General features: G+C 69.4%; 25 protein-coding genes. 5 read left to right on the forward strand and 20 right to left on the reverse strand.

What is annotated here, in order from left to right; translation table 11 throughout:
* From WA967_RS10450 to WA967_RS10480, 7 genes are all read right to left on the reverse strand, one after another.
* A partial coding sequence (locus WA967_RS10450; RefSeq protein WP_424422109.1) for a hypothetical protein occupies window positions 1-299 on the reverse strand: 299 nt, incomplete at its 3' end.
* A complete protein-coding gene (locus WA967_RS10455) occupies window positions 296-511 on the reverse strand; it encodes a helix-turn-helix domain-containing protein (protein WP_424422111.1) in 216 nt (71 codons plus the stop codon). The genes WA967_RS10450 and WA967_RS10455, both read right to left, overlap by 4 nt.
* Before the next feature lies 1 nt (window position 512).
* Window positions 513-989: a DUF2975 domain-containing protein gene (locus tag WA967_RS10460; protein ID WP_424422113.1), complete on the reverse strand. Its 477-nt coding sequence runs from the start codon at window positions 987-989 to the stop codon at window positions 513-515.
* A 90-nt stretch (window positions 990-1079) separates the two neighbouring features.
* Window positions 1080-1727, reverse strand: coding sequence for a spermidine/putrescine ABC transporter substrate-binding protein (locus WA967_RS10465; RefSeq protein WP_424422115.1), 648 nt, complete (start codon window positions 1725-1727; stop codon window positions 1080-1082).
* Between the two features lie 49 nt (window positions 1728-1776).
* Window positions 1777-2271: a hypothetical protein gene (locus WA967_RS10470; protein WP_424422117.1), complete on the reverse strand. Its 495-nt coding sequence runs from the start codon at window positions 2269-2271 to the stop codon at window positions 1777-1779.
* 40 nt (window positions 2272-2311) lie between these two features.
* Window positions 2312-3343, reverse strand: a complete 1032-nt coding sequence (locus WA967_RS10475) for an ABC transporter (protein ID WP_424422119.1) — start codon at window positions 3341-3343, stop codon at window positions 2312-2314.
* 102 nt (window positions 3344-3445) lie between these two features.
* Complete coding sequence (locus tag WA967_RS10480) at window positions 3446-3598, reverse strand: hypothetical protein (protein ID WP_424422121.1); 153 nt, start codon at window positions 3596-3598, stop codon at window positions 3446-3448.
* 293 nt (window positions 3599-3891) lie between these two features.
* Between WA967_RS10480 and WA967_RS10485 the strand changes: the two genes are divergently transcribed.
* Window positions 3892-5199, forward strand: a complete 1308-nt coding sequence (locus WA967_RS10485; RefSeq protein WP_424422123.1) for an LPXTG cell wall anchor domain-containing protein — start codon at window positions 3892-3894, stop codon at window positions 5197-5199.
* A 54-nt stretch (window positions 5200-5253) separates the two neighbouring features.
* Here WA967_RS10485 and WA967_RS10490 read toward each other — a convergent pair whose 3' ends face one another.
* From WA967_RS10490 to WA967_RS10510, 5 genes are all read right to left on the reverse strand, one after another.
* Window positions 5254-5904, reverse strand: a complete 651-nt coding sequence (locus WA967_RS10490) for an HAAS signaling domain-containing protein (RefSeq protein WP_424422125.1) — start codon at window positions 5902-5904, stop codon at window positions 5254-5256.
* 37 nt (window positions 5905-5941) lie between these two features.
* Window positions 5942-7831 carry a glycoside hydrolase family 13 protein gene (locus tag WA967_RS10495; protein ID WP_424422128.1) on the reverse strand — a complete coding sequence of 630 codons (1890 nt, stop codon included), beginning with the start codon at window positions 7829-7831 and terminating at the stop codon, window positions 5942-5944.
* Window positions 7832-7846: 15 nt separating this feature from the next.
* Window positions 7847-8734 carry a sugar ABC transporter permease gene (locus WA967_RS10500; protein ID WP_424422131.1) on the reverse strand — a complete coding sequence of 296 codons (888 nt, stop codon included), beginning with the start codon at window positions 8732-8734 and terminating at the stop codon, window positions 7847-7849.
* Between the two features lies 1 nt (window position 8735).
* Window positions 8736-10352: an ABC transporter permease subunit gene (locus WA967_RS10505; RefSeq protein WP_424422134.1), complete on the reverse strand. Its 1617-nt coding sequence runs from the start codon at window positions 10350-10352 to the stop codon at window positions 8736-8738.
* A gap of 75 nt (window positions 10353-10427) precedes the next feature.
* Entirely contained in the window at window positions 10428-11666 is a 1239-nt protein-coding gene (locus WA967_RS10510; protein ID WP_424422136.1) for a sugar ABC transporter substrate-binding protein, read from the reverse strand.
* A 188-nt stretch (window positions 11667-11854) separates the two neighbouring features.
* Here WA967_RS10510 and WA967_RS10515 point away from each other — a divergent pair, with 188 nt between their 5' ends.
* Window positions 11855-12343, forward strand: coding sequence for a YajQ family cyclic di-GMP-binding protein (locus WA967_RS10515; protein WP_298865904.1), 489 nt, complete (start codon window positions 11855-11857; stop codon window positions 12341-12343).
* Between the two features lie 189 nt (window positions 12344-12532).
* Entirely contained in the window at window positions 12533-13138 is a 606-nt protein-coding gene (locus tag WA967_RS10520; RefSeq protein WP_424422138.1) for a GntR family transcriptional regulator, read from the forward strand.
* A gap of 233 nt (window positions 13139-13371) precedes the next feature.
* Here WA967_RS10520 and WA967_RS10525 read toward each other — a convergent pair whose 3' ends face one another.
* The 6 genes from WA967_RS10525 to WA967_RS10550 all read right to left on the reverse strand — a co-directional run bounded on the left by WA967_RS10525 (window position 13372) and on the right by WA967_RS10550 (window position 19697).
* A complete protein-coding gene (locus WA967_RS10525; RefSeq protein ID WP_424422141.1) occupies window positions 13372-14259 on the reverse strand; it encodes a hypothetical protein in 888 nt (295 codons plus the stop codon).
* 1 nt (window position 14260) lies between these two features.
* A complete protein-coding gene (locus WA967_RS10530; RefSeq protein WP_424422143.1) occupies window positions 14261-15253 on the reverse strand; it encodes an alpha/beta hydrolase in 993 nt (330 codons plus the stop codon).
* Window positions 15254-15331: 78 nt separating this feature from the next.
* Window positions 15332-16711, reverse strand: a complete 1380-nt coding sequence (locus tag WA967_RS10535; protein ID WP_424422145.1) for an FAD-dependent oxidoreductase — start codon at window positions 16709-16711, stop codon at window positions 15332-15334.
* Between the two features lie 13 nt (window positions 16712-16724).
* A complete protein-coding gene (locus WA967_RS10540) occupies window positions 16725-17786 on the reverse strand; it encodes a polyprenyl synthetase family protein (RefSeq protein ID WP_424422147.1) in 1062 nt (353 codons plus the stop codon).
* Between the two features lie 39 nt (window positions 17787-17825).
* Window positions 17826-19091: an isochorismate synthase gene (locus tag WA967_RS10545; protein ID WP_424422149.1), complete on the reverse strand. Its 1266-nt coding sequence runs from the start codon at window positions 19089-19091 to the stop codon at window positions 17826-17828.
* A 9-nt stretch (window positions 19092-19100) separates the two neighbouring features.
* Entirely contained in the window at window positions 19101-19697 is a 597-nt protein-coding gene (locus tag WA967_RS10550; RefSeq protein ID WP_424422152.1) for a hypothetical protein, read from the reverse strand.
* Window positions 19698-19867: 170 nt separating this feature from the next.
* Here WA967_RS10550 and WA967_RS10555 point away from each other — a divergent pair, with 170 nt between their 5' ends.
* Window positions 19868-20581 (forward strand): class I SAM-dependent methyltransferase, encoded by a 714-nt coding sequence (locus WA967_RS10555; protein ID WP_424422154.1) that lies wholly within the window; start codon window positions 19868-19870, stop codon window positions 20579-20581.
* A gap of 87 nt (window positions 20582-20668) precedes the next feature.
* On the opposite strand, the gene WA967_RS10560 is transcribed toward WA967_RS10555, so the two are convergent.
* A complete protein-coding gene (locus WA967_RS10560; RefSeq protein WP_424422157.1) occupies window positions 20669-21511 on the reverse strand; it encodes a PPK2 family polyphosphate kinase in 843 nt (280 codons plus the stop codon).
* 89 nt (window positions 21512-21600) lie between these two features.
* On the opposite strand from WA967_RS10560, the gene rmuC reads away from it, so the two are divergent.
* Window positions 21601-23229, forward strand: a complete 1629-nt coding sequence (gene rmuC, locus WA967_RS10565) for a DNA recombination protein RmuC (RefSeq protein ID WP_424422159.1) — start codon at window positions 21601-21603, stop codon at window positions 23227-23229.
* 125 nt (window positions 23230-23354) lie between these two features.
* Here rmuC and WA967_RS10570 read toward each other — a convergent pair.
* Window positions 23355-24719 (reverse strand): 2-succinyl-5-enolpyruvyl-6-hydroxy-3-cyclohexene-1-carboxylate synthase (locus WA967_RS10570; protein ID WP_424422161.1); only part of this gene is annotated, 1365 nt, incomplete at its 5' end.

Consider the following 24719-nt stretch of genomic DNA (forward strand, 5'->3'; position numbering starts at 1 on the left):
GGCCCCGGCGATGCGGCGGCAACGGGCCGCCCTGCCGACGACTCCACGGGCGGCAGGACCACACCGGCCGCCGTCGGCACCGGAGCCGCATGGGGCACCCGGCCACGGGCCTCCTCACGCTCCCGCAGGGCCTCGACCGCGGCGACCGAGGCGCTCCACAGCGCACTCCCCTCCGCGCCGCGCAGGTCCGCGCCGCAGCGCCCGCAGCATCCTTCGACGAGGCGGGACTGCTCGCACACCGGGCAGGTCGTGCTGTCCGACAGCCGCGAGATCGCGGCATCCGCCCACGCCGCGTTCATCTCTCCTCCTCGGGAACGTACCGCAGCACATCGCCGGGCTGGCAGTCCAGCACCCGGCAGATGGCGTCGAGCGTGGTGAAGCGCACGGCCTTGGCGCGCCCGTTCTTCAGCACAGCGACGTTGGCCGGAGTGATGCCGATGGCATCCGAGAAGTCCTGCACGCTCATCTTGCGGCGGGCCAGCATCACGTCGATGTCGATGACGATGGGCATCTCACACCACCTCGGACAGGTCCTGCTCGAGCTGCAGCGCCTTGCGCAGCAGCCCGCGCATCACGCCCACCAGCAGTGCCAGCGACAGGCTCACCACCACGCCGAGCACGCCGAGGATCAGGATGCTGGGATTCACGGCGCCGGTGATGAGCAGCACGATGAAGGAGGCGATCAGCAGCACGGCGGATGCCAGCATCATGGCGATGATGATGTCCACGTAGCGGAACGCGTGGGTGGAGAAGATGCGATCGGCACGCACCAGCGAGAGCAGCACGAACACGCACACCAGCACGACCTCGATGAGCACCAGGAACAGCACTCCGCCGATGATGCCCGGCACCTCGAGATAGGCCAGCGCGGGGTTGCGCGCGGCGGTGTCGGCGGCGACGCCGGGGATCATGAACACCTGGGCGACCAGCAGCAGCGCGAGCAGGATGGCGATCATCGCTCGCAGCAGGACGGTGGCGACGGGCTGCATGGCACTCCTATCGATAGACAGCAACTATCTATCGAGAAACGATAGCCAGCAGCTCCCTTCGCTCGCAAGATCCCCAGGGTGATTCCCAGGTCAGGGCGTGTCGGGATCCCACGGCGAGTCCAGCGCCTCGCTGAGCTCGGCCAGCATGGCTTCGATCTGCGGCTCGACGTACTGCGAGATGGCGGCCTGCACCTGAAGCCGATGCCGCAGCAGCAGGCCGCAGATCTCCCGGCCCACCATGTTGGCGTACTCGTCGGCCAGCGTCACCTCCTGCCTGAGCGCGGCCTTCTCCTCCTCGCTCAGCGGCGGGAGCGGCGGCAGCTGAGCGGACGCCTCATCGGCCAGCCCCGCGACGGTGAACAGGAACGGCGCGCCAGGCACGGGATCGGGGTCCAGCGGCATCCCCTCGTACTCCGGATCCAGTCCCTCGCCCGGACGGTAGGCGCGCGACCGGTTGCGGTCGGCCTGATGATCCAGCTCGCCCTGCAGCATCGGCAGATTGCGGGCGGTGTACTCGGCGACGGCGTGGTCGACGATGGCCTTGATGCGGGTCGACAGCCCGTGCTGCACGCCGTGCGGCACGTTGGCGCCGATCCCGGCGGCCGAGAGGATCGGAGATCCCAGGCACCGGCGACACGGGGCCACGCGTCCGCGGTGAGTTGCGGGCTCCCAGCGCGGCACCCACCGCAGCCAGGCCTCGACTGCCTGGCTCACCTGGGTTTCCAGTGACCGCTCCACGGTTACAGGGTAAGGCCCACGGCCTCCGGCGGCGTGGCATCCGCGCGTGTCATTCGGGGTCTTCGTGCTCCCAGGGCCAGGTGGGCGGCTGTGCGCGGGTGCGGCGCAGTGCGATGGCGAACCAGGAACTCAGCAGCGCTGCCACCAGCACGACCCCGCTGGAGCCCTGTGTGATCAGTTGGACCGCGGCGGTGAACGCCGCCGCCGTGCCCGCACCGCTGAGCAGTGCGCCCAGCCAGACCGCGACGACGTGTGCGACGGCCGATACCAGCCCCACCGCGAACACCGGCATGAAGGAGGGATGCTCGCTCTTCAACGTCGGCCAGAGCATCCAGGCGAACACGCCGATCGCGACGATCATCCCGACGATGCCCGGCCACCAGTCCAGCCCGGGCACGGCGAGGATGTCGAGGTCGGCGAAGAAGCTCAGCATCCCGAGCCCGAGGATCGTCAGCGCCGCGAACGAGACGAACGCGATGACCAGAGCCAGAGACGCCGAGACCCCCGCCGGCGGGATGCCGTGGGGGTCGTCGGTCGTGGTCATAAGCGCCACCCTACGCGCCGCGCGCAGGGCCTGAGCCCGGTCAGCGCAGGGCTGCGGGCCCCGCCTCGAGCGTGCGCTCGTACTCGGCCTGCGCCTCGGCGTTCAACGCCTTCTTCTTGGCGCCGCTGCGCGATGCCCAGGCGCCGAACCAGATGGTCAGCTCGCGGGCGAACACGAAGGCTGCGATCGCCAGCGGCGCCAGCACCTGCTTGTTCACCAGCTGAGTGGACTCCGTGGGGGTGAGCTGCCAGAACCGCTCCTGCAACAGCTGGCCCAGAATGTGTCCGCCCCAGGCTGCGAGGCCGACCAGGATGCCGAAGATGACCCACTTGCCCCAGCGGGCGCGGTTGACGAAGGCGCCCAGCAGCCAGAACGCGAGGAAGAAGACGACGACAGGCGTCCAGAACCCGAAGGTGCTCAGCGGCGCCAGTGCGGCTTCGCCGATGTTGTCGATGCCGACCTTGCCCGACCAGGCTCCGAAGCCGAGGATCGCGCCCAGGTACAGGATCGCGAAGGCGATGGCGGCGACAAGGCCGATGGCGCCTGCGGCGCCGCGATTGCCCAGGTCTCGCGGGGGCTCCGGGGCCTGCACGAAGATCGGCTGGGGAGCTGCGGGCGGGGCGAGCGGCTCCGCGGGGACGACCTGCGTCTCGGCTGCGGAGGCCGCTGCGGCGGTGGCGCCTGCGGTGTAGACCTCGTCGGCGACGCTGGGAGCATCGCCCGCGGGAACCTCGGCGACGTCGGACCTGTCGGCATTCGAGGACAGGATGCGCGTGGTCGCCGCGGGCTCGGCATCCGCCTCGCGCGTCTCCGCGGACGGTGTCTCGAACGTGTCGAAGGCGCCGGGGTGGTCGCGCTCGGCGGCGGCGAAGGCCTCCATGTCCGCATCGACGGGCTTCGCGTCGCGCTCGGCCGGCCCGTCATCCGAACCGGCGGGCGTCTCAGCATCCGCGTGCTCGGCCGGAACGTCGGCGCGGGCAGCAGCGGCAGCGTCCAGACCCTCGTTGGCGCTGCCGACGACGTCATCGATGTCGTTCGGCTGGTCGTTCTGGGGAACCTCGGGGTCGCTCATGGCCTCGCCTCTCGTGGATAGGTGCACAGCGAGGGTAACGCCCGGGCAGAACCAGAACCCGGAGGCGTGCCGATGTGTCGGGTCATCGCCGCGTGGCGGGCGCTATCCGGCCCCCGGCAGCATCTGCTCGAGGAGGGCCAGCATGCCGGGCCCTGCGGGGAGCGCGAGCCACAGCAGCGCGCCGACGATGCCCGCGCAGAGCAGCCCGACGATCCAGCTGATCGCCCGGTTGCGCCCTCCCACGCGAGCCGCCATGGCCTCACCGTACGCCCGCCTGGGCTCGCGCGCCGAAGGCCGACCGCCGTGTCCGACGGATCCCGAGGCCGACGGCCCGCTCTGCGCACCGCGGTCGCCACCGCCTTGACGAGGCGCCACGGCGCGCGCGTGCTGAAGTTTCCCTCGCCGAGCTTCAGCAGTTGGTGGTACCGTCGCAAAAAAGGGGGGACGCGACGTCACCGCGCGCCTGAGTCACCGCGCGTCCGATCGGCGGCGACAGAGCGTGCTTCCCCAGGGGAGGCAGGACGATGCGACAGGTTGCCGGAGTCAAAGTGTCAGGAGCGATCGGGGCTGTTCTCGCCCTGGTGGTCTCGATGATCGCCTTCTCGGGGATCGCGGCCCAGGCCGACGTTCCGGATCCTCCTTCCGCCGCGGAGTTCACCGCGCCGCTGTGCCCTGGCTCGACGGCCTTCGATCCGACCCAGAACGCGGGTGCACCGGTACTGGATCTGACCAGCGTCTTCGGCGAGCGCCTCGTGACGTACAACGCGGGCGGGATCGTGCCCCTGTACGACGCGTTCGGCGGCTCCGTACTGCTGGGCCCGACGGGGACGGTGCAGAGTGAAGCCGCGTACCCGCCGATGTGCGGGACCCGTTATGTCGCATCGGTGGGCCATGCCGTCTCGGAATGGATGTTCTGCACTGATCGGCTCTCGCAGTCGTGCGGCGACACCAACGGCGCAGGAGGCCTCGTCGATCACGATGGCAGTCCGATCGCTCCTATGACGAGCCTGGCACGGAATCCGAGGCTGGATTCCGATCAGGAGAAGCTGATCGCGTACCTGATCCAGAACGGACACGCCTATCAGGGCGTGGGCGACCAGTCGTGGAGCGGAGCGACCAGGGCAGTGTCCGACGGGACGACTGACGAGCGCGCAGCCCTGCAGACGCTGATCTGGTGCATCAGCGACCCTGCGACGGACGCATCTGACTTCGCGACGACGTGCGACGCGAACATCGACGCAGGGGAGCAAGCGCGCCTGCTGAGGATGATCCCCGACGCACCGTCGCTCGAAATAGCACTGTCGTCTCCGACGACTCCCGTCGCAGTCGGCGACACGGCGAGGCTCGCCATCGCGACCAACATCCTCAACCAGCCCATCCAGCTCGCGATCGGCGGTTCGGCAGCAGACGTGGCCGTGTGCTCTGGACCGGCGACGCTGAGCGCCGGCGTGCTCACGGTCGCCGGCACGGATCCGACGGCGACGACGACGATCGAGCTGTGCGCAGTGCCGTCGGAGGCCGGGACTGTGACCGTCGACGCCAGCGCCACGCCGCCCTCGACCTCGCACATCGGCTGGTCGCAGAGCGTGAACCCCCTGCTCACAGTGCCGTGCCAGGTGTACGGAACATTCCATGAGACCCAGGAACTCAGAATCGACGCCACGGGCCGGCTCCAGGTTCACGCCGATGCCACGTCCGGCACGGCCACCGATACGCCGGCGACGTTGTCAGGAGCTGAGCTCGCCGCCACGGGCGGTGCTGCGAACCTCGGCGCGCTGTGGCTGGGGCTGGGTCTGCTCGGCTTCGGCGGCGCTGCAGCGCTTCGCCGTGTCCGTCATCCTCGGCGCGATTCCTGAGCGCCGAGCCGACGCCGTGGACTGCGGCGGCGTGCGACCCAGTGATTCGGAGGTTCACGAGGCAGCGCGGCCTCGCATCCGCCACAGCAGCCAGAGGCCGGATGCCGGGATGAGGACCACGACCGCCAGGATGATGAACAGGTGAGGCCCCGCGAACAGGTTGGCCGCGAAGGAGTCGTCTGCGGCGGCTGCGCCGATCTCGGTCGCATCACCTGACTCCGTCACGGTGAGCGCGGCCGCGGAGTCGGTCGCGGCGAGCGCCAGTGCCCCGAACAGCGCCAGCGGCACGATGATCGCGACCGTCTTCTCCCAGGTCCGCCACATGGAGCTCATCACCACGAGTCCGACGCCGATGATCCACCCCACGAACGGGAGCACGTAGGCGCCGAAGCTCAACGACAGTGCGGCGGCGATCGCAAAACCACGACTGTGGGAGACGGGGACGGATGCCGGCGACGCGGCAGATGCGGTACCTGGAACCGCCACTGGCGCCGATATCCGCGCCTCCGCATACTCCCCGGCATCCATCGCCTCCCGTGCAATCACGGCAGGATCGCCCAGCTGCGCGATGCGCTCAGCCGCGCCTTCCGCGTCGAGGCTCTGCAGTTCTTCAGCGATGCCGGCTCGGATCTCGGCGGCGACTCCACGGGGCACGCTTCTCAGCGCGTCGTCCAGGCGGGCGAGGTACTCGGAGGCCACGGTCATGTTCTTTCCTCTCCCACGAGGCTGAAGTCTCAGCGGATCAGGGCGCGGGAACTCGCACGCCCGGCAGCGCCCACGCGGCGAACGCGGGGCCCTCAGCTGCCAGCGCAACCGCGCCGTCGGATGCCGTGGCCAGCGTCGCGTCGCCGTACAGCTCCTCGGCGTCGGCGGCTCCGGCCACCAGGCCCGGTTCGAGCTCGACATCGGCTCCGCCGCGCGTGGCCAGCACCAGCAGGCTCTGCTCCGCACCCTCCCGTATGAACACGACGGTCTCGTCGTCGATGTGCAACCAGCGCATGCCGCCGGTGGCCAGCACCTCGTGCGAGCGGCGCAGTCCCACCAGCGACCGGTACATCTCGAACACCGCGGCGAGCTCCGGCTCGTCCTGCCGCGACCACGGCATGGGCGTGCGGCTCGATTCTCCGTCGGCGCCGATCAGGCCGAACTCGTCGCCGGCGAAGATCACCGGCAGCCCTGGCAGGGTCATCGAGAGCCCGACCGCGACAGGCAGCGCTCCTGGCGCGGCGTTGGTGGCGAAGCGGGCGGTGTCGTGCGTGTCCAGCGGCTGCATGCTGCCCAGCCGCACCCGCCACGGTATGCCGGCGGTGAACCGCGTCACGGCATCCGCGAACTCCCGTGCGGTGTACCGCGGGATGCCGCCGACGGGCTGCGTGAAGAACCACGGCTCGGTGACCTGCTCGCCGTCGTAGGTGAGGTACGGCGCACCGGTGGGCTCGGAGAGCCATCCCCACACCGGGCGGGTGAACGCCGGATAGGTCATGGCCCCGTCCCAGCCGTCGCCCTGCAGATCGGACGCCGCGTCGTTGGTGGACTCCCCCAGCACGATGGCGTCAGGGTTGATCGCGCGCACGGTCTCGCGCAGCAGCTGCCGCACCTCGGCGTTCAGGTCGACGGCGCCCAGGCGCCCGGTCATGTTGGCCACGTCGATCCGCCAGCCGTCGATGGAATACGGCGGCTTCAGCCACTTCGCCACCACGGAGTCCGAATCCGTGATGAACCGCTCACGCAGCGCCGCCGACGCCCAGTCGAACTTCGGCAGCGACGGCACGCCCAGCCACGACTCGTAGGTCGTGTTGCCGGCATCCGTGAAGTAGTAGAAGCTCTCGGTCTCGGCACCCGGATGCCCGTACGCCTGCCGGAACCACTCGTGCCGATCGCCGGAATGGTTGCTGGTCAGGTCGCCGATCACCCGGATGCCGCGGGCGTGAGCCGCCTCGATGAGCCGGACGTACGCGTCCTCGCCGCCCAGCAGCGGGTCGATCTCATCGAAGCTCGACGCGTCGTAACGGTGGTTGGAGCCGGCGGGGAACACCGGGGTGAGGTAGAGCAGGTCGACGCCGAGTTCGACGAGGTGGTCGAGGTGCTCCCGCACGCCGGGCAGGTCGCCGCCGTAGAACTGCTGCGAGCGCCCGGGCACGACGGGGTCGACGGGATCGTCCCAGGATGCCGGGATCGCCCAGTCCGGGGTGGGATGCCGATCTGCCTGCGCGGATCGTGCGAATCGATCGGGGAACACCTGGTACAGCACGGAGTGGTGCAGCCAGGCGGGCGGGGCGGGGTTGGCGACGAGGGCGAAGTCCTCGGCATCCAGCGTCTCACCTGTGTGGATGCCGGTCTGGTTCAGCCACTCGACCCGACCATCCTCGTGCAGCAGCACGAAACGATAGCCGTGCCGCGGGTTGCGCACGTGGATGGGCGCCTGGAACCAGTCCCAGCCGTCCGCGGAGCCCAGGAGCACGGCATCCGTCCACTCCGGCTCGTGGTCGGGGTTCGAGCGGGTTCGCACGGCCTTCAGCGGGCCGTAGCCGGAGGGCACGCGCAGGCGCACCGCGACGGTGTCGCCGAGAGCGGGGGCGTCGTTCGAGACGTGCAGGGACGAACCGTCGTGGTGCGGGCGCAGCATGGTCATGACTGCAATCCTGCGCTACTTCACCGCGCCCGCGGTGAGACCGCCCACGATGTACTTCTGCAGCAGCAGGAACAGCACCATCACGGGGACAGCCGCCATCACCGCACCGGCCGAGAACGCCGACCAGTCCGCGTACCGCGGGTTGGCCACCAGCTTGGTCAGTCCCACGACCAGCGTCTGCTTGTCCGGATCGATGAGCATGACGCTGGCGATGACGTACTCGTTGACGGTGCCGATGAACGACAGCAGCGCGACCACCGCGAGGATCGGCGCCACCAGCGGCAGGATCATGGTGAAGAAGATGCGGGCGTGCCCAGCGCCGTCGATGCGGGCGGCCTCGTCCAACTCCATCGGCAGCGTGTTGAAGAAGCCGTACATCAGGTAGGTGTTCACGCCGAGCGCGCCGCCCAGGTACACCAGGATCAGGCCGGTGTGGGTGTTCAGCCCGATGGCGGGAAACCAGTCGCCGAGCGTGGACATCAGCAGGAAGATGGCGACCACGGCAAGGAGCTGCGGGAACATCTGCACCACGACGATCGTGACCAGGCCGACGCGACGACCGGTGAATCGCATCCGCGAGAATGCGTACGCGGCCAGCGCGCCCAGGAAGACCGTGACGAAGCCGGTGACCGTGGCGATGACCAAGGTGTTCCAGAACCACATCGGATAGGGGTTCTTCGGGTCGGTCAGGATGCGCACGTAGCTGTCGATCCCGACCGCGGAGAACAGCCGGTTCGAGCCGGTCAGCGTGCCCTTCGGATTCAGCGAGGCCGAGATCACGTACAGCAGCGGGAAGACCGCGAAGGCGCTCACGACGATGGCGATAACGTGCCGCCATCCGGTGTCGGCGAACCACTTCCCGAACGATCTGCGGGCGGGACGGACGGAGGATGCGGTGCTCATCTCAGTTCAGCTCCTCGAGTGCCTTGGTCTTGCGGAAGCTGATGATGGAGATCGCCGCCACCACGATGAAGATCAGGATGGTGAACGCCGAGGCGAGCCCGTAATCGCGGGTCTGACCGGTGAAGGCCACCTTGTAGACCATCGAGATGAGGATGTCGGTGTGCCCGACCGGGATCGACACGTCGTCGAAGCGCGGTCCTCCGCCGGTGAGCATGTAGATCAGGTTGAAGTTGTTGAAGTTGAACGCGAACGACGAGATCAGCAGCGGCGCCACGGTCACCAGCAGCAGCGGCAGCTTGATGCTGCGGAAGATCTGCCAGGGGTTCGCGCCGTCCATCTCGGCGGCCTCGTTGACATCCGCCGGGATGCCCTGCAGCGCGCCCATGCACACCAGGAACATGTAGGGGAACCCGAGCCACAGGTTCACGATCAGCACGGAGACCTTCGCCAGCGTCGGGTCGGTCAGCCAGGGGATCGATGCTCCGCCGAAGATCACCTGGTTCAGGAATCCGAAGCTCTCGTTCATCATCCCGGCCCACACCAGCGCCGAGAGGAACGCGGGGAACGCGTACGGCAGGATCAGCAGGATGCGGTAGCCGTTGCGGAAGCGCATCCGGCTGTTGTTGAAAACCAGCGCCAGCAGGAGGCCCAGGAAGAACGTGGATGCCACCGAGATCAGCGCGAACACGAACGTCCAGACCGTCACGGAGATCAGCGGGCCGCGGATGGAGGCATCCGTCACCGCCCGCACGAAGTTGTCGAAGCCGACGGTGATCTGCCAGCCAGGCAGCAGCTGCTGGCCGCTCTCGGCGGTGAAAGCCCCGACGCCGGTGTCGCTGTACACGGTGCCGCTGCGCGTGTCGGTCATGGTGCCGGCCTGCTCGTTGTACTGCAGCGTGGGAACGTACAGGTATCCGCTGCGACCGTCCGGCGTGCGGATGGCGCCGTCGTTGGGGTCGTCGCTGAAGGGCACCGACAGCTTCTCGATGTCGCTCGAGCGCGCGATCACCTTGGCGAACGGGAGCGTGGTCCAGCCATCGGCCGCCACCGCGCGATCGCCGTCCATCGTCGCGCCGGAGACAGCCTGCAGGGGCTGGTCCTCCGTGCCGACGGAGACGTCGCTGTCGTCGGGATCCGTGACCAGCAGCCCGAGCGTGCCGTCGCGCTCGACGACTGCGACCGGGTAGGTGGGCGAGTCGGCCACGCGCTCCTGCGCGGAGCGCATCAGCGCGGCCACGGCCTGAGTCTTGCTGCCGTTGTGGCCGGTCCCGTAGTTGGTGAAGCCGATGTAGCCGGTGTACAGCAGGGTGAAGACCTGGAAGATGATCAGGAAGACCACTCCGGGGGCGAGGTACTTCGCGGGGATCCGCTTGCGCGAGAAGTAGATCCAGTTCACCAGGATCGTCACGGCCGCGACGATGCCCAGCACCAGCCATTCGGATGCTGTGAACAGCACGAACGCGGCGTACACCGCGACCGCGTCCACGATCGCCAGCAGAACGATCTTCAGCAGCGTCCAGCCGACGTGGCCCGACGCCGCCTCCGCGATCGCCGCAGCCTGGCGCTGCTTCCTGGTGCGGGGCGCCTGCGGCGCCTCCTGCTCAGTGACCTGACTCATCTTCACCTCATCGTGCAAGGCTGCCGGGATGGCAGTCCCATCCCGGCAGCCGTGTTCAGCATCGATCGATCGCGATTACTTGATCGCGCCGGCGACGTCGTCGGTCAGCTTCTGCCACGTCGCCGCCGGGTCGGCGCCGTTGATGACAGCCGCCTCGGCGACGCCCCAGAACTGCCACACGGAGCCCATCGCGGGGATCGCGGGCATCGGCACGGCCTCGCCGCCGACGGCCTGGAAGCCGGCGATGATCGGGTCGGATGCGGCCTTGTCGGCGGCAGCGGTCAGTGCGGGCAGGATGTTGCCGGCCTTGAACAGCTCCAGTTGCACATCGGCGGTGCCGATGTAGTTCACCAGGAAGTCGTTCGCGGCGACCTTGTTCTTGGACTCCGAACTGACGAAGAAGCCCTTCACGCCGGCGAACGGCGAAGCGGCCTTGTCGGTCGGGCTGGGGATCTTGTCGATCGCGACGTCGATGCCGCCGTCGACAGCCGCGCCGACGTTCCACGGTCCGGTCAGCCAGAAGGCGGCCTTGCCGTCGAGGAACTGCTGCTTGGCGATCTCACCGTCGATGTCGGTGTTGAGCGTGCCGGCCTTGCCCTGTGCGGACAGCCAGTTCGCGAAGGCGGTGCCGCCCTCGCCGCCCAGCTTCAGGTCGGTGGCGTCGTAGGCGCCGTCGGCGTCGGTGCCGAACACCGGGGCGCCGAACGCGGTCTGGAACGGGTACAGGTGGTACGGGTTGCCCTCGGCGCCCTGCTCCACGACGAACGGCTGAGCCAGGCCGGCGGCCTTGCCCTTCGCGATCATGTCGTCGAAGCTGGTCGCGGCCTCGGGGACGAGCTTGGTGTTGCGCAGCACCGCGATGTTCTCGACGGCGTAGGGGAGCATGTAGACCTTGCCGTCATAGGTCGAGGCCTGCAGGGCGACCGGCAGGTACTCGGCTGCGGAGTCACCGAGCTCCAGCGGAGCCACGACGCCGTTGGTGGACAGCTCGCCGAGCCAGTCGTGCGCGCCCATGGTGATGTCGGGGCCCTTGCCGGTGGGAACCTGCTGGATGAAGTCATCCTTGATGTCGTCGACGTTCTTGCCGACGAGCTGGACCTTCACCCCGGTCTTCTTCTGGTACGCGTCGGCCGCACCCTGGAGCGCGTCCACGCGCTCGGAGTCCACCCAGACGACGAGCTTGCCGCTGCTGCCCGCGGCTGCTCCGTCCGTGCCCTTGTCATCGCTCTGCGCGCCGGAGCAACCGGCGAGCGCCAGCGAGGACAGGACCGTGATCGCGGCGAATGCGGCGATGCTCCTCTTGGTCACCTTCATTGGTGTCTGCCTCTTTCGTGATCGGGCCTGCACGGACTGCAAGCGCTTACAGTATTGCCCGTCACGAACGATTTTCACAACGTCAGATTCCACCGATATCAAGCTGTGACATACCCGGACATTCACGGCGCAGCCATGGAAGCGCTTCCAAACAGTCAGCCAGTCGGCTTCCTCGCTAGACTGCGGGCATGGCTGACTCTTCTTTCGACATCGTCTCCAAGGTCGACCACCAGGAGGCCGAGAACGCGCTCAACCAGGCCCGCAAGGAGGTCGAGCAGCGCTACGACTTCAAGGGCACCGGCGCCTCGATCGCGTGGAGCGGCGACGACATCCTCATCAAGGCGAACACCGAGGAGCGCGCCAAGGCGGTGCTGGATGTCTTCCAGTCCAAGCTCATCAAGCGCGGCATCTCACTGAAGAGCCTGGAGTCGGGCGAACCCTTCGCCAGCGGCAAGGAGTTCCGGATCTCCTCGAGCCTGAAAGACGGCATCTCCAGCGAGAACGCCAAGAAGATCAGCAAGATCATCCGCGACCAGGGCCCCAAGGGCGTGAAGTCTCAGATCCAGGGCGATGAGCTGCGCGTGCAGTCCAAGAGCCGCGACGACCTGCAGTCCGTGATCGCACTGCTCAAGGGCAGCGACCTCGACGTGGATCTGCAGTTCATCAACTACCGGTGAGTCCCTGAGCCGCGGTAGACACACCCTCGGTCACACCGTGATGCTGCCACGTCGGTGATGTCCGGCGAGCCGATAGAGTGCATCGTGTACGGCACTGCGGGCGTTGAGGGACGCTCCGCAGGCTCGGATGGGGCAAAGGAGTGCACTGTGGTGCTCGAACAACCGCGGATGGGGGTCCGCGATGCAGGAATGAAGAAGGAACCGCTGGCCGAAGGAGTCTTCCACCTCATCGGCGAGCGGATCGTCCGCGGCGAGCTCGCTCCGGGTGACCGGATCCGCGACGCAGAGCTCGCCCGGGAGCTCTCCGTCTCACGCACCCCCGTGCGCGAGGCGCTGCAGCGGTTGGAGCGGATCGGCCTGGTGAAGATGTATCCGAGCAGGTTCACGGAGGTCACGCGGCTCACGCCCGATGCAGTCCGCGTCGCCCACGAGTTCGCAGGGCTGCAGGCGAGCGTCATCGCACGCCTGGCGTGTCCGCGCCTGGCCGAGGACGAGATCGACGCCGCGGTGCGACTGGTCGCGCGGGTACCGCCGACGGTCGACGACCCCGCGGCGTGCTCGCAGGCCCGACGCGAGCTCGTCGGCTATCTGGCGGCCCGCAGCGGGAATCGGCTGCAGCAGGACCTCGTCGACGAGGCGTCGATCGCGCTCGCCCGCGTGCTCCGGGGATTCGTCGTCACGCCCGAGCATCGCGAAGCGCTGCTGAGGGGATGCGGTGAGATGCCGCGTGCGCTGCGCGAGCGGGATGCGGATGCCGCGGAGCACGCCATCCGCATGATCTACGGCGTCGCCTGAACTCTCGCCCACCCATTCACGGCATCCGCATGAATGCCGTGAACAGCCGACTGCAAGACTTGCACGCTGGGACCTCGCTCCTGGTTTCTGGGGAGCCCTGCAGCGAGGCCGTCGGTGTTTCGGGCACCAGGCGCTGCGGTCCAGAACCACAGTGCAGACGGGCGGGAGGGCGGCGACTACGGCTCGCCTTCCCGCCCGTCGCCGGTGCCGATGCGAAGCCCGTCGGCACGCGCTCAGTCGGGCCATGCCCAGTCGACTCCGATGATGCCCGGCCCGAACCCGCGCACGACCCGGTGCAGCTCTCCGTCCACGCAGTGGACAGCCTCCTCCTGACGGCCGTGCAGACTCTCCAGGATCATCCGTGAGGCATCCGGGAGCGCGGTCGGCGAGAACCTGAGCCAGATCGACGCGGCAGCCACGCGGCGCTCCACGACGCTGTACAGGCATGTCACCTCATCCTGCTCGCCGAGCCCCTCGAGGATGTACTCGTTGATCGACGTCTCCCCGCGCTCCAGCGCGCGAGGCAGCAGCAGCTCGGCGACGAAGGTGCGGTGCGCCCTGTCGAAGATGGTCCTGCCGACCGTCGCCCCGTCGACGGATGCGATCCTGGGCTCCTCGTCCGGCGGAGAGTCGAACCGCCATGACGCCATGACGCTGCGGGCGCCATCCGTCCGCGCGACCCAGACGTTGTGGAAGCGAGCGCGCTCGATGCGACGATCCGCTCCGATGTCGTAACGGTGATGTGTCAGGATCAGCGCCGTGTCCTTCGCACGATGCCCGAGCCTGGCGGAGAGCTCCTCGACGTTGGACGGGACGTCGCCTCGCGCCTGCAGCTCGTCGAAGGAGCGGCGACGGTCCGGCCCCGGCGTGCTCCGTGCGGGGATCCTGGAGACCAGCTCGCCCGCCTGGAGCCCGAGCACCTCCTCGAGGCGGACGACGGCGTCGTACGAAGAGTCGCCATGCGGCGCCCGCCTGCCACGGCGCCAGTGGCTGAGGGTGGCGACGCTCACCGGGTCGCCCCTGGCTGCGAGCAGCCTGCTGAGACGGTGGAGCGAGATCTCGCTCTGGGCGATCGCACGATCGAGCATGATCGCGAAAGTGAGCTCATCCGACATCGTCATGTCAATCGCTCAGCCCTGCGGCCCAGCCGCGCACCCATCGATCCAGCCGGGCGTAGGCGTCCTCGCGAGCTTCGCGGCGCGAGAGGAACACGTCGTGAAGGGCTCCGTCGATGCGCTCGACGGTGACCGACGGGCCGAGCTTCAGCGCGGCCCGGGCGATGTCGTCGACCACCAGTACGCTGTCGGCCCTGGTCAGCTCGTCGGACCAGCGGGTCGGCACGGCCGTGCGCGCCGACAGCAGCACGCACACCGGCACGGGGATGCCGAGTCCTGCGGACACGGCGCGATGCCCTTGCAGGATGGCGTGCAGCCACGCCACGTGCACGGTCATCGACTGCTCTGGGCGCCACGCCAGGTCGACGGACATGGGATCGTCGGGATCGGCGACCTCGTTCTGCGCGCGCGTGTAGAACCCCAGGTCCACCTGCGGCGCGGCATCCTTCGGCCACCACCGCGCCTGCAGCCCCACCATCGGCGCGATGGCGGGCCGGGCTGCGCCGAGCTGAAACTCCAGCCAGGGCGAGTTGAGGATCACCGCATCGGCCTGGTCAGGATGCCGGGATGCCCACAGGCTCAGGGTCAGACCGCCGGTGGAGTGGCCGAGGAGTACGAGCCGGCGACCGGCACTGCCACCGCGTGCCGCCAGCGCCCCCGCGATGTCCTCGTCGTATTCCGTGAGATCCGTGACGTACCCTGGCGTCTGATGCGACCGCAGACTGCGCCCGTACTTGCGCAGATCCAGCGCGAAGAAGCGTGCTCCGCGCGAGGTCCAGAACCGCGCGAGCCGCTTCTGGAAGAAGTAGTCGGACCATCCATGCACGTACAGCACGTCCACGTCGGCGAGCGGACGACGGTCGTGGAGGCGCCACCATGGCGAGGGGTGCGGCAGCGCACGCACGAGGGTCGCGACGACCTCGCCCTCGGCATCCGCCTTCATCGGCAGCGTCAGCTGCTGGAACTCATCGCCGAGCACATCCGGCACCCACTCCCCCATGGGCTCAGACTAGCGGCCCGCGACGACCCTTCGACAAGCTCAGGGACCCAGTGATGGAGCGACCCCAGCGGCCCGGATTCACTCCCCGCGGGATACGCGGATCATCTCCTCGCGCGGAACCAGCTTGACGCGCTCGCGCTCGTGGGTGTGGGTCGAGCCCAGCTCGATCTCATGCGCGTCCAGGCGGTGCCAGCCGTCGAGGTCCGTCCACTTCACGCCGCGCTCCGCCAGCAGCGCGGGGACGGCGTCCTCGGATGTCTCCTCAGGGTGCCACCAGGAGCCCTGGTCGTTGATGAGATGGCTGACCGTCTCCATCGCGTCGGACTTGGTGTGCCCGATCAGGCCCACCGGTCCGCGCTTGATCCAGCCGGTCACGTAGATGCCGGGCACGCGCTGGTTGGACTTGGCCTCCAGCACCTGGCCCTCGCGGTTGGGGATCACGCCGTGCTTCTTGTCGAACGGCACGCCCGGCAGCGGGGAGCCGAAGTACCCGATCGCGCGGTACAGCGACTGCATGGGGATCTCGCGCATCTCGCCGGTGCCGACCACGCCACCACTGCCGTCGGGCTTCGTGCGCTCGTAGACCAGGGCTGCGACGCGGCCGTTCTCATCCTTGCGGACCTCGACCGGACGCGCCCAGAAGTGCATGTGCAGGCGACGCGATGCCGAGCCGCCGGCGTTGTTGTTGGACTCGCGCTTGCGCCAGGACTGCAGGATGCGGTCGATGACCATCACCTGCTTGTTGGTGGCGATGGCGCGCTGGGACGCCTCGTCGTAGTCGAAGTCCTCGTCGTAGAGCACCATGTCCACGTCGCGCAGCTCGCCGAGCTCGCGCAGCTCGAGCGGGGTGAACTTCACCTGTGCAGGGCCACGACGACCGAACACGTGCACGTCGGTGATGGTGCTGGCTTTCAGGCCCTCGTAGACGTTGTCGGGCACCTCGGTGACCAGCAGGTCGTCGGCGTGCTTGGCCAGCATCCGCGAGACGTCGAGCGCGACGTTGCCGTTGCCGATGACGCCCACGGAGGTCGCGTCCAGCGACCACTCGCGCGGCACGTCGGGGTGGCCGTCGAACCAGCTGACATACGAGGCGGCGCCGAACGAGTCGGTGGCGTCGATGCCGGGGATGTCCAGCGGCGCGTCGCGCACCGAGCCGGTGGCGAAGATCACGGCGTTGTAGTGGCGCTTGAGGTCTTCGATCGTGATGTCGGTGCCGAAGCGCACGTTGCCGAACAGGCGCATGTCGCCATGGTCGAGCACGTTGCGCAGCGCGGTGATGATGCCCTTGATACGGGGGTGATCGGGCGCGACACCGTAGCGGACCAGGCCGTAGGGAGCGGGGAGCTGCTCGAAGATGTCGATGGACACATCGAACTTGCGCTCGGCCTTGAGCAGGATGTCGGCGGCGTAGATGCCTGCCGGTCCCGCCCCGACGATGGCCAGCTTGAGCTTCGTCATGGGGATCCTTCCGTCAGCTGCTGCGATCAGCGAGAGTCTCGGCGAACCTGGTGAGCGACTCGCGCACGGTGCCACGCGGCAGCGGCGACAGCGCGGCGACGGCATCCGCCGTCCACGTTCGGGCCAGCTCCATGGTGCGCGCGGTGGCGTCGTGGTCGCGCAATTCGGCGAGCGGCCCATCGAGGATGGCGGGATCCGCCCCCTCGGCGATACGCGTGACGCCCTCGTCGATGCGATTCGCGAGATCGATGTCAGCGGGTGCGGTGCCGGTCTTCAGCAGCAGCGAGGGCATCGTCGGCACGCCCGCGCGCAGGTCCGTGCCCGGCACCTTGCCGGTCTCCGCGGCATCCGCGGAGAGATCGATCACGTCATCCAGCAGCTGGAACGCGACGCCGACCTTCTCGCCGTACACGCGCAGCGGCTCCTCGAACTGCGCGGGGGCGTTGGAGAAGATCACGCCGCCCTGCGTGGCCGCGGCGATGAGCGAGCCGGTCTTGTCGGCCAGCACCTGGATGTAGAAGTCGATGGGATCGTCGCCGGGCCGCGCACCGACGGTCTCGTGCATCTGCCCGAGCACCAGGCGCTCGAAGGTGTCGGCCTGCAGGCGCATCGCCCGCTCGCCGTAGCGCGACATGATCTGGCTGGCGCGCGAGAACAGGATGTCGCCGGTGAGGATGGCGACATTGTTGCCCCACACGCCGTGCGCGGCGGGAACACCGCGACGGGTGTCGGCCCCGTCCATGACGTCGTCGTGGTACAGCGAGCCGAGGTGCGTGAGCTCCAGCGCCTTGGCGATGTCGATCACCGCGGCGCTGTTGCCGTCTCCCAGCTGGGCGGCCAGCAGCGCGAGCACGGGGCGGATGCGCTTGCCGCCGGCCTCGTACAGGTAGCGGGCCGCGGCATCCGCGACCGGGTCGGCGAACTTCAGCTCTTCCGCGAGACTGGCTTCGACAAGGTCCAGGCCGTCCTCGATGCGGGCGGCGACGCGCCGGGCAGCGGGGCCGAGGAAGACGCGGTCGCTGAAGCCGAGCCGGCTCGCCAGTCGCGTGCCCGGGGTCGCGGGGCTTGAAGTCACGCCCTCCAGCCTACCTGCGCCTCGGCATGCACAAGTCCGTCAGGCCAGTGCATCCACGAGCGGGCGGAACTTCACGCGGGTCTCCAGGAGCTCCGCCTCGGGGTCGCTGCCGGCGACGATGCCGGCGCCGGCGTACGCCGTGACCCGCCGCGCGTGAGAGGCATCCGCCGGCGGGAGAGCGAACTGCGCGCAGCGCAGCGCGATGGCCCATTCCCCGTCCCCGGATGCGTCGATCCAGCCGACCGGGCCGGCGTAGCGCCCGCGGTCGAAGGGCTCCAGCCGCCGGATCGCGGCGATGGCGGCATCCGTCGGCGTTCCCGCGACAGCGGCGGTGGGATGCATGGCGCCGACCAGGTCGAGCGCGGAGTCGCCGTCGGCCAGGTCGCCGCGCACATCGGTGGCGAGGTGGAAGAGGTTGGGCAGCTCCAGCACGAACGGGCCGTCGGCCTGGAGGGCACGGGTGTGCGGGCGGAGAGCAGCCAGCACGCTCTGCACGGCGAAGCGGTGCTCGTCCAGGTTCTTGGAGCTTGCGGCGAGCGCAGCCGATGCCGTCGCGTCGGCCACCGGGTCGGCGCCCCGCGCCGTGGTGCCCGCCAACACCCGCGCGGTGACGGTGCGGGCGTGCGCGGTGACCAGGGTCTCCGGGCTCGCCCCCACCAGACCGTCCACGGCGAAGGTCCAGGTGTCGGGGTAGTCGGTCGACAGCGCGCCCACCAGCCGGCGCAGGTCGGCGTCGCCCGGCACGGTGCCGGTGAGGTCGCGGGCCAGGACGACCTTCTCGTACGCACCGTCGGCGATCTCCCCCAGGGCCGCGCGCACGGCATCCTGATACCCCTGCGGCGTCTGCGCGCCGGGACCGACGCGGCCCGCCCAATGCGGGGCGAGGGCTGCGGGTTCGGGAACGGGGGCGAAGTCCCCGTCGTCGAGAGTGCGGATGCGGGTGATCCAACTGCGCCCGTCGCGGCGGCCGATCACGGTCTGCGGCACGACCAGGACGCTGTCGGCCTTCGATTCCTCGGCGAAGGCGAGCGCGCCGAAGGCCACCAGTCCGGTTCCGGGGACGGTGACGGCGTCGTCGATCTCGGCATCCTGCGCGAGCTCGCGCCAGGCGTCTGCGAGGATCCGCTGCCGGCCGCGCCCCTGCGCGCCGCCGGTGCGGACGGATGCCGCGATCCCGTCGCCCGCGGCCACGATCCCGTCGCCGCGGCGCAGCCAGGCCAGCGGGTTCGCGGCGGAGGTGTGCGCCAGCAGATCATCGACGGGTGGGATCTCGCGGGTCTGCGCGACCAGGCGGATGCTGCTCACCCCTCCAGCCTAGTTGTGCGGCGTCAGGTCGAGTGCCTCGAGACGATCCAGCCACAGATCGGCCGTGGCGTCGTCGAACGGCGGGACCTGCGCGCGGACCTTGTTCTCGAGATCTTCGGTGAGGGCTTCGAGGTGCGCCATCACGTCGGCCGGGTAGCCGTAGCGGATGCTGTGCTCCGCCCACTCGTCACGGTCGTCGACGTACGTACCGCGGCCGTCCAGCCGGCGCACGACGTCCAGGTCCATGTCGATGCCGGTGGCGAGGATGGGCAGGCCCGTGACGGGCTCGATGCCGGCATCCTCCCAGCGCATCTCCCAGCCCAGGTCGATGTAGATCCGCATCGCCGTGGAGTGACGCCGGTGGACGGTGACGGCGTGGTCGGCGCCGTGCTCGGCATCCGATCGGGGGATCAGCGTGACGTCGGCGGAATCCGCGATGAATTCGCGGCCGGGCCGAGAGCTGCGCCAGCCGGCGGGCTGGCCGAGCCAGTCGCCCCACCGGTCCGACCCGAGGTACACCTCCTGATTGGCCCAGTGCGGCGAACCGTCCCATTTGCGCCACTGGAAGATCATCGACGTGCCGGGCTCCGGACGATTCGCGCTCACCCGCCGAGTCTACGGCCGGGGATGTCCCGAGCATCCGCCAGTCGCGCTGGAGAACGGATGTCGGCTCAGACCACGGATGTCGGCGCGGATGCCGGATTCGAGCCGACATCCGTGATTCCTGCCGACATCCGTCTCAGGCAGCACCGCACACGCCCGCCTAGGATCGAAGCATGGAGCCGAATCGCGCCGACCTCGGCAAGGACCCCTCGCACGTCAGCGGAATGTTCGACCAGGTGGCCGCCGGCTATGACCGCACGAACACCCTCATGACCTTCGGCAACGATGCGCTGTGGCGCGCGGCCACGACGCGCGCGGTGGCGCCCAAGCGCGGCGAGCGTATCCTCGACCTGGCCGCGGGCACGGCATCCTCCTCGGCATCTCTTGCCGGCAGCGGCGCGCAGGTCGTCGCCGCGGACTTCTCCTCCGGGATGCTGGCGGAGGGCCGCCGCCGGCACGGCCACCTGCCCAACATCACCTTCGTGCAGGCGGATGCGATGGCGCTGCCGTTCGGCGACGACGAGTTCGATGCCGTGACCATGTCGTACGGGCTGCGCAACGTGCAGCAGCCGAAGAAGGCGCTGGCCGAGCTGTTCCGGGTGACCCGGCCCGGGGGGCGCATGGTGATCAACGAGTTCTCCACGCCCCCGGGCACGCTGTTCCGCACGCTGTACCGCTTCTACAACGCGCAGGTGCTCCCGAAGGTGGCGCGGATCGCGGGCACCAACGGCGACGCGTACGACTACCTGAACGAGTCGATCCGCGACTGGCCCGACCAGAAGACGCTGTCGGCGTGGATCCGCGAGGCCGGCTGGGCGGATGTCGAGTACCGCAACCTCACGTTCGGCATCGTCGCGCTGCATCGGGCCCGCAAACCCCTCGCCTGACGCCGGGACCCCGGCTTCTCGCCGACACCCCGCCGTATGGTCGCCCGCAGGGCGGGGTGCGGACGGCAGCCCGGGGCGTCGGGAAAGTCAGCTGGCGGCGAGCCTCTTCTTCTCGGCCGCCACGTCGAAATCGGCGACCGGCCACTGCGGATCGACGTCTTCAAGAGCCGCGATCAGCAGCTCCTGCACGGCCAGGCGCGCGTACCATTTGCTGTTCGCCGGAACCACGTGCCAGGGGGCGACGGGCGTCGAGGTGCGGTCGAACACGGTCTGGTAGGCGGCCATGTAGTCGTCCCACAGCATCCGCTCGTCGACGTCACCCGGGTTGTACTTCCAGTGCTTGTCGGGACGGTCCAGGCGCTCCATCAGTCTCTCCTTCTGCTCGTCGGGGGAGATGTGCAGCATGACCTTGACGATGCGGATTCCGGATGCTGCGACGCGGCGCTCGAAGTCGGCGATGGCGCCGTAGCGGCGCTCGATCTCGGCCGGCTCCGCCAGTCGGCGCACCCGGCCGATCAGCACGTCCTCGTAGTGCGAGCGGTCGAAGACGCCGATGAAGCCGGGCCGCGGCAGCCGCTTCTCGATGCGCCAGAGGAATTCGTGCGCGCGCTCCTCGTCGGTGGGCGCCTTGAACGCGGCCAGTTCCACGCCCTGCGGATCCACGCCGCCGACCACGTGCCGCACGATGCCGCCCTTGCCTGCGGAGTCCATGGCCTGCAGCACCAGCAGCACGGCATCCTGCGCCTCGCCGCTGCGGGAGCCGGCGAACAGCCGCTCCTGCAGGTCGCCGAGGTGCTCGCGACGAGCAGCCAGTTCCTTCTCGCCCTGCTGCTTGGAACCGGTGAAGCCGGGGGTGCCGCCGGGATCGACATCCTCGAGTCGGAAGCCGTCGTCCACCCGCAGTGCGGCGGTCCATGTCGTCTTCATCATGGTGCCATTGTGCAGGGTGATCTTCGCTGCGATGCACTGAGCGAGCGACGGCGAGACGAAATGTCGGTGGCCCCGTGCACAATCGGAGCATGGACACCTCGCTTCTCGTGATCGTCGTCGCGGTCATCGCCGCGTCCCTGGCCGGCGCGCTCGGGTTCGTGCTGGGCGCGCAGCGCGGCCGTTCGACGGATGCCGAGGGCCGAGCCGCGCTGCTGCGGGTGCGGGCGATGGAGGCGGAAGCCTCGGCGCTGCGGGATGAGACCGTCGCACGCGTGCAGGAGGAGCGTGCGTTGGGCGAGCGGCGGATCGCCGAGGCGCGCCGGCTGGGCGAGGCTGCGGTGTCGGATGCCCGCACGCAGGCGCAGGCGCTCCTGGAGCACGAGCGCGAGGAGCACGCGCAGCGGCTGGCAGAGGTGCGTCAGGAGGCGGATGCCGATGTGCTGGCCGAGCGTCGCCGCGCGGCCGAACGGCTGGAGGAGCTGAAGGCCGATCAGAAGCGGCTCTCCGACGAGTTCGATGCGCTGAGCCGCCGGGCGCTCGAGGCGAACTCGAAGGTGTTCCTGCAGCAGGCGGAGGAGCGTCTCAAGCGCAGCCAGAGCGAGGGCGCGGCAGAGCTGCAGAAGCGACAGGATGCCGTGCAGCAGCTCATCGAGCCCATCCAGAAGACGCTCGAGGGCGTGAAGACCGAGATGGGCACCGCCGAGAAGGCGCGGCTGGAGGCCAACGCCGCGCTGCACGAGCAGGTGCAGCTCATGCGGCAGTCGTCCGAGACGCTGGGCTCCGAGACCCGCAATCTGGTCAACGCGCTGCGTGCGCCGCAGGTGCGCGGGCGCTGGGGCGAGCTGCAACTGCGGCGCGTGGTCGAGGCGTCGGGGATGATCAACCACGTCGACTTCGACGAGCAGATGCACCACGACACCGACGACGGCGCGCTGCGCCCCGACCTGGTCGTGCATCTGGCCGGCGACAAGAACGTGGTCGTCGATTCGAAGGTGGCGTTCAACGGGTACCTGGAGGCCATGGAAGCCACGGACGACACGGTGCGTGCGCAGCGCCTGGCCGCGCACGCCCGGCATCTGAAGAAGCACATCGACGACCTGGGCGCCAAGGAGTACTGGGACGTGGTGGCCGGGTCCCCCGAGTTCGTGGTGATGTTCGTTCCCGCCGAGCCGTTCCTGGCGGCGGCGCTGGATCAGGACGCCACGCTGTACGAGTACGCATTCGAGCGGAACGTCGTCATCGCCACGCCGTCCACGCTGATCGCGCTGCTGCGCACGGTGGGGCACGCCTGGCGGCAGGATCAGCTCGCGCACGAGGCTCAGCAGATCTTCACGGTCGGCAAGGAGCTGCACAAGCGCCTGGGCACGCTGGGACAGCATCTTGCCAGGCTCGGGCGGAGCCTGAACTCCACGGTCGACGCGTACAACCGGTTCGCGGGGTCCCTGGACCGCAACGTCGTCACGCAGGCCCGCCGGTTCAGCGCCCTGCAGGGTCTGGACGAAGTGCTCACCGAGACCTCGCCCGTCGAGGCGCTGGCCATCGCCCCGTCGAAGGCGGATCTGTACGGGGGGTCGGATGCACGCGCGTCCGACGAGGAAAGCGTGCACGTGCTCGAAGCCGCGGACGGTGCAGATGCGGCCGAGGCCGACGGAACGCCCGGTGAGGGATCTCACTTCGCCAGCGCGGACCTCGGCGAGATCGCACAGCGGCTCGAGTAGGCAGGATCTTCGCGAGGCCCCCGCTGCAACGAGCCGTGCAGAAGCGCATGCGCGCAGTAGTTCGACCCCGCGGCGGTTCTCGACCCGTGCGGAGACTCACCGACGATGAGGAATGCAGCGCGGACTCATCGCTCCAGCGGGACCTCGATGATCTGCGGGCCGGCGGCGGGCGACGTCAGCGCCTGCTCCAGCGCGGAGCGCGTGGAGACCTTCGTGTGCTCCCAGCCGTAGGCCGTGGCCAGCGCCGAGAGATCGGCGCCGTGCGGTGTGTAGAACGCCCGGTCCAGATCCTCGCCAGGAGCGGATGCCGCGACCTCGAGCCCGTCAAAGATCGTGCCGCCGCCGTCGTTGCCGACGATCACCTGGATGCGGGGGCTCGGCTCATCGGCCGGCAGCAGCAGAGCCCCGACGTCGTGCAGGAACGCCAGGTCGCCCAGCAGCACGCGCGTCACGCCGGCCGCGCCGGAGGCCTGACTCGCCAGCGCGACACCCAGGCCGGTCGCGATGGTGCCGTCGATGCCGGCGAGCCCGCGGTTGGCGTGCACGGGCACCTTCTTGCCGCCCAGCACCTGATCGGCCACGCGCACCAGCCGCGACGAGCCGAACATCAGCCGGTCGTGCGGCCAGGTCGCGCGCCACACGGCATCCACGAGGATCTCCCGATCCACCCGGGCCCGCACAGCCGCCAGCTCCGCACGCACGGCACTGAGTCGGGCCTCCTTGTCGTCGGAGAACAGGCCGTCGTTGTCGGGCGCCGGCGCGCTCAAGTCGATCACGTGCGCGGCCGACGCGTTCATCCAGGCGCCCAGCCACTGCCGGTCCCTGTCACCGTCGGCGATCGCGACACCGTCCACAGCCATCGTGCGCCCGTTGAGGTTCAGCTCCTCACCACCGCCCCGCACGGCGACGACGTCGACATCAACACGCGCCAGCAGCTCCGCCACCTCGCGGCTGAGGGTCGGATGCCCGAAGACGACGGCGCGCTCGATCCGTCCGCCCAGCGACTCGTCGCGAAGAAGTTCGCGGTATCCGTGCACCACCAGGCGCCCGAACCTCGCGCCGCTGACGATCTCCGCGATCAGAGGCCAGCCGCCCTGATGCGAGATCTCCTCCGCACCGGGGCCGGCATCCGCTCCCGCGACCACGATCGTGCGCGGGCCGCGCTCCAGGATCACCGGCTCGACGGCAGCGCGGGCTGGGGCGGGCCCCGGCTGGGCGACGACATCCGTCACGGCGGACAGCGGCTCGCGCGCGGGCAGGTTCAGCTGCACGGGTCCAGCAACCCCAGGCACGCCCTCCCCGGAGAGCCCGAGCGCCGCAACCACGGCACGACGGCCGAGCGCGGGCCACGCAGTCGCGCCGTCATCCGGGACACCGGTGGTCGCGGCGTCACGTTCCTCCGAGACGCGATCCGCACGTGCCCCCCGCTCCAGGCGACCGGGCACGACAGCACCGGGTACCTCGGCATCCGCCTGCCACCGCACGAACGG

It is taken from the genome of Microbacterium sp. (assembly GCF_049650565.1).
GTDB lineage: Bacteria > Actinomycetota > Actinomycetes > Actinomycetales > Microbacteriaceae > Microbacterium.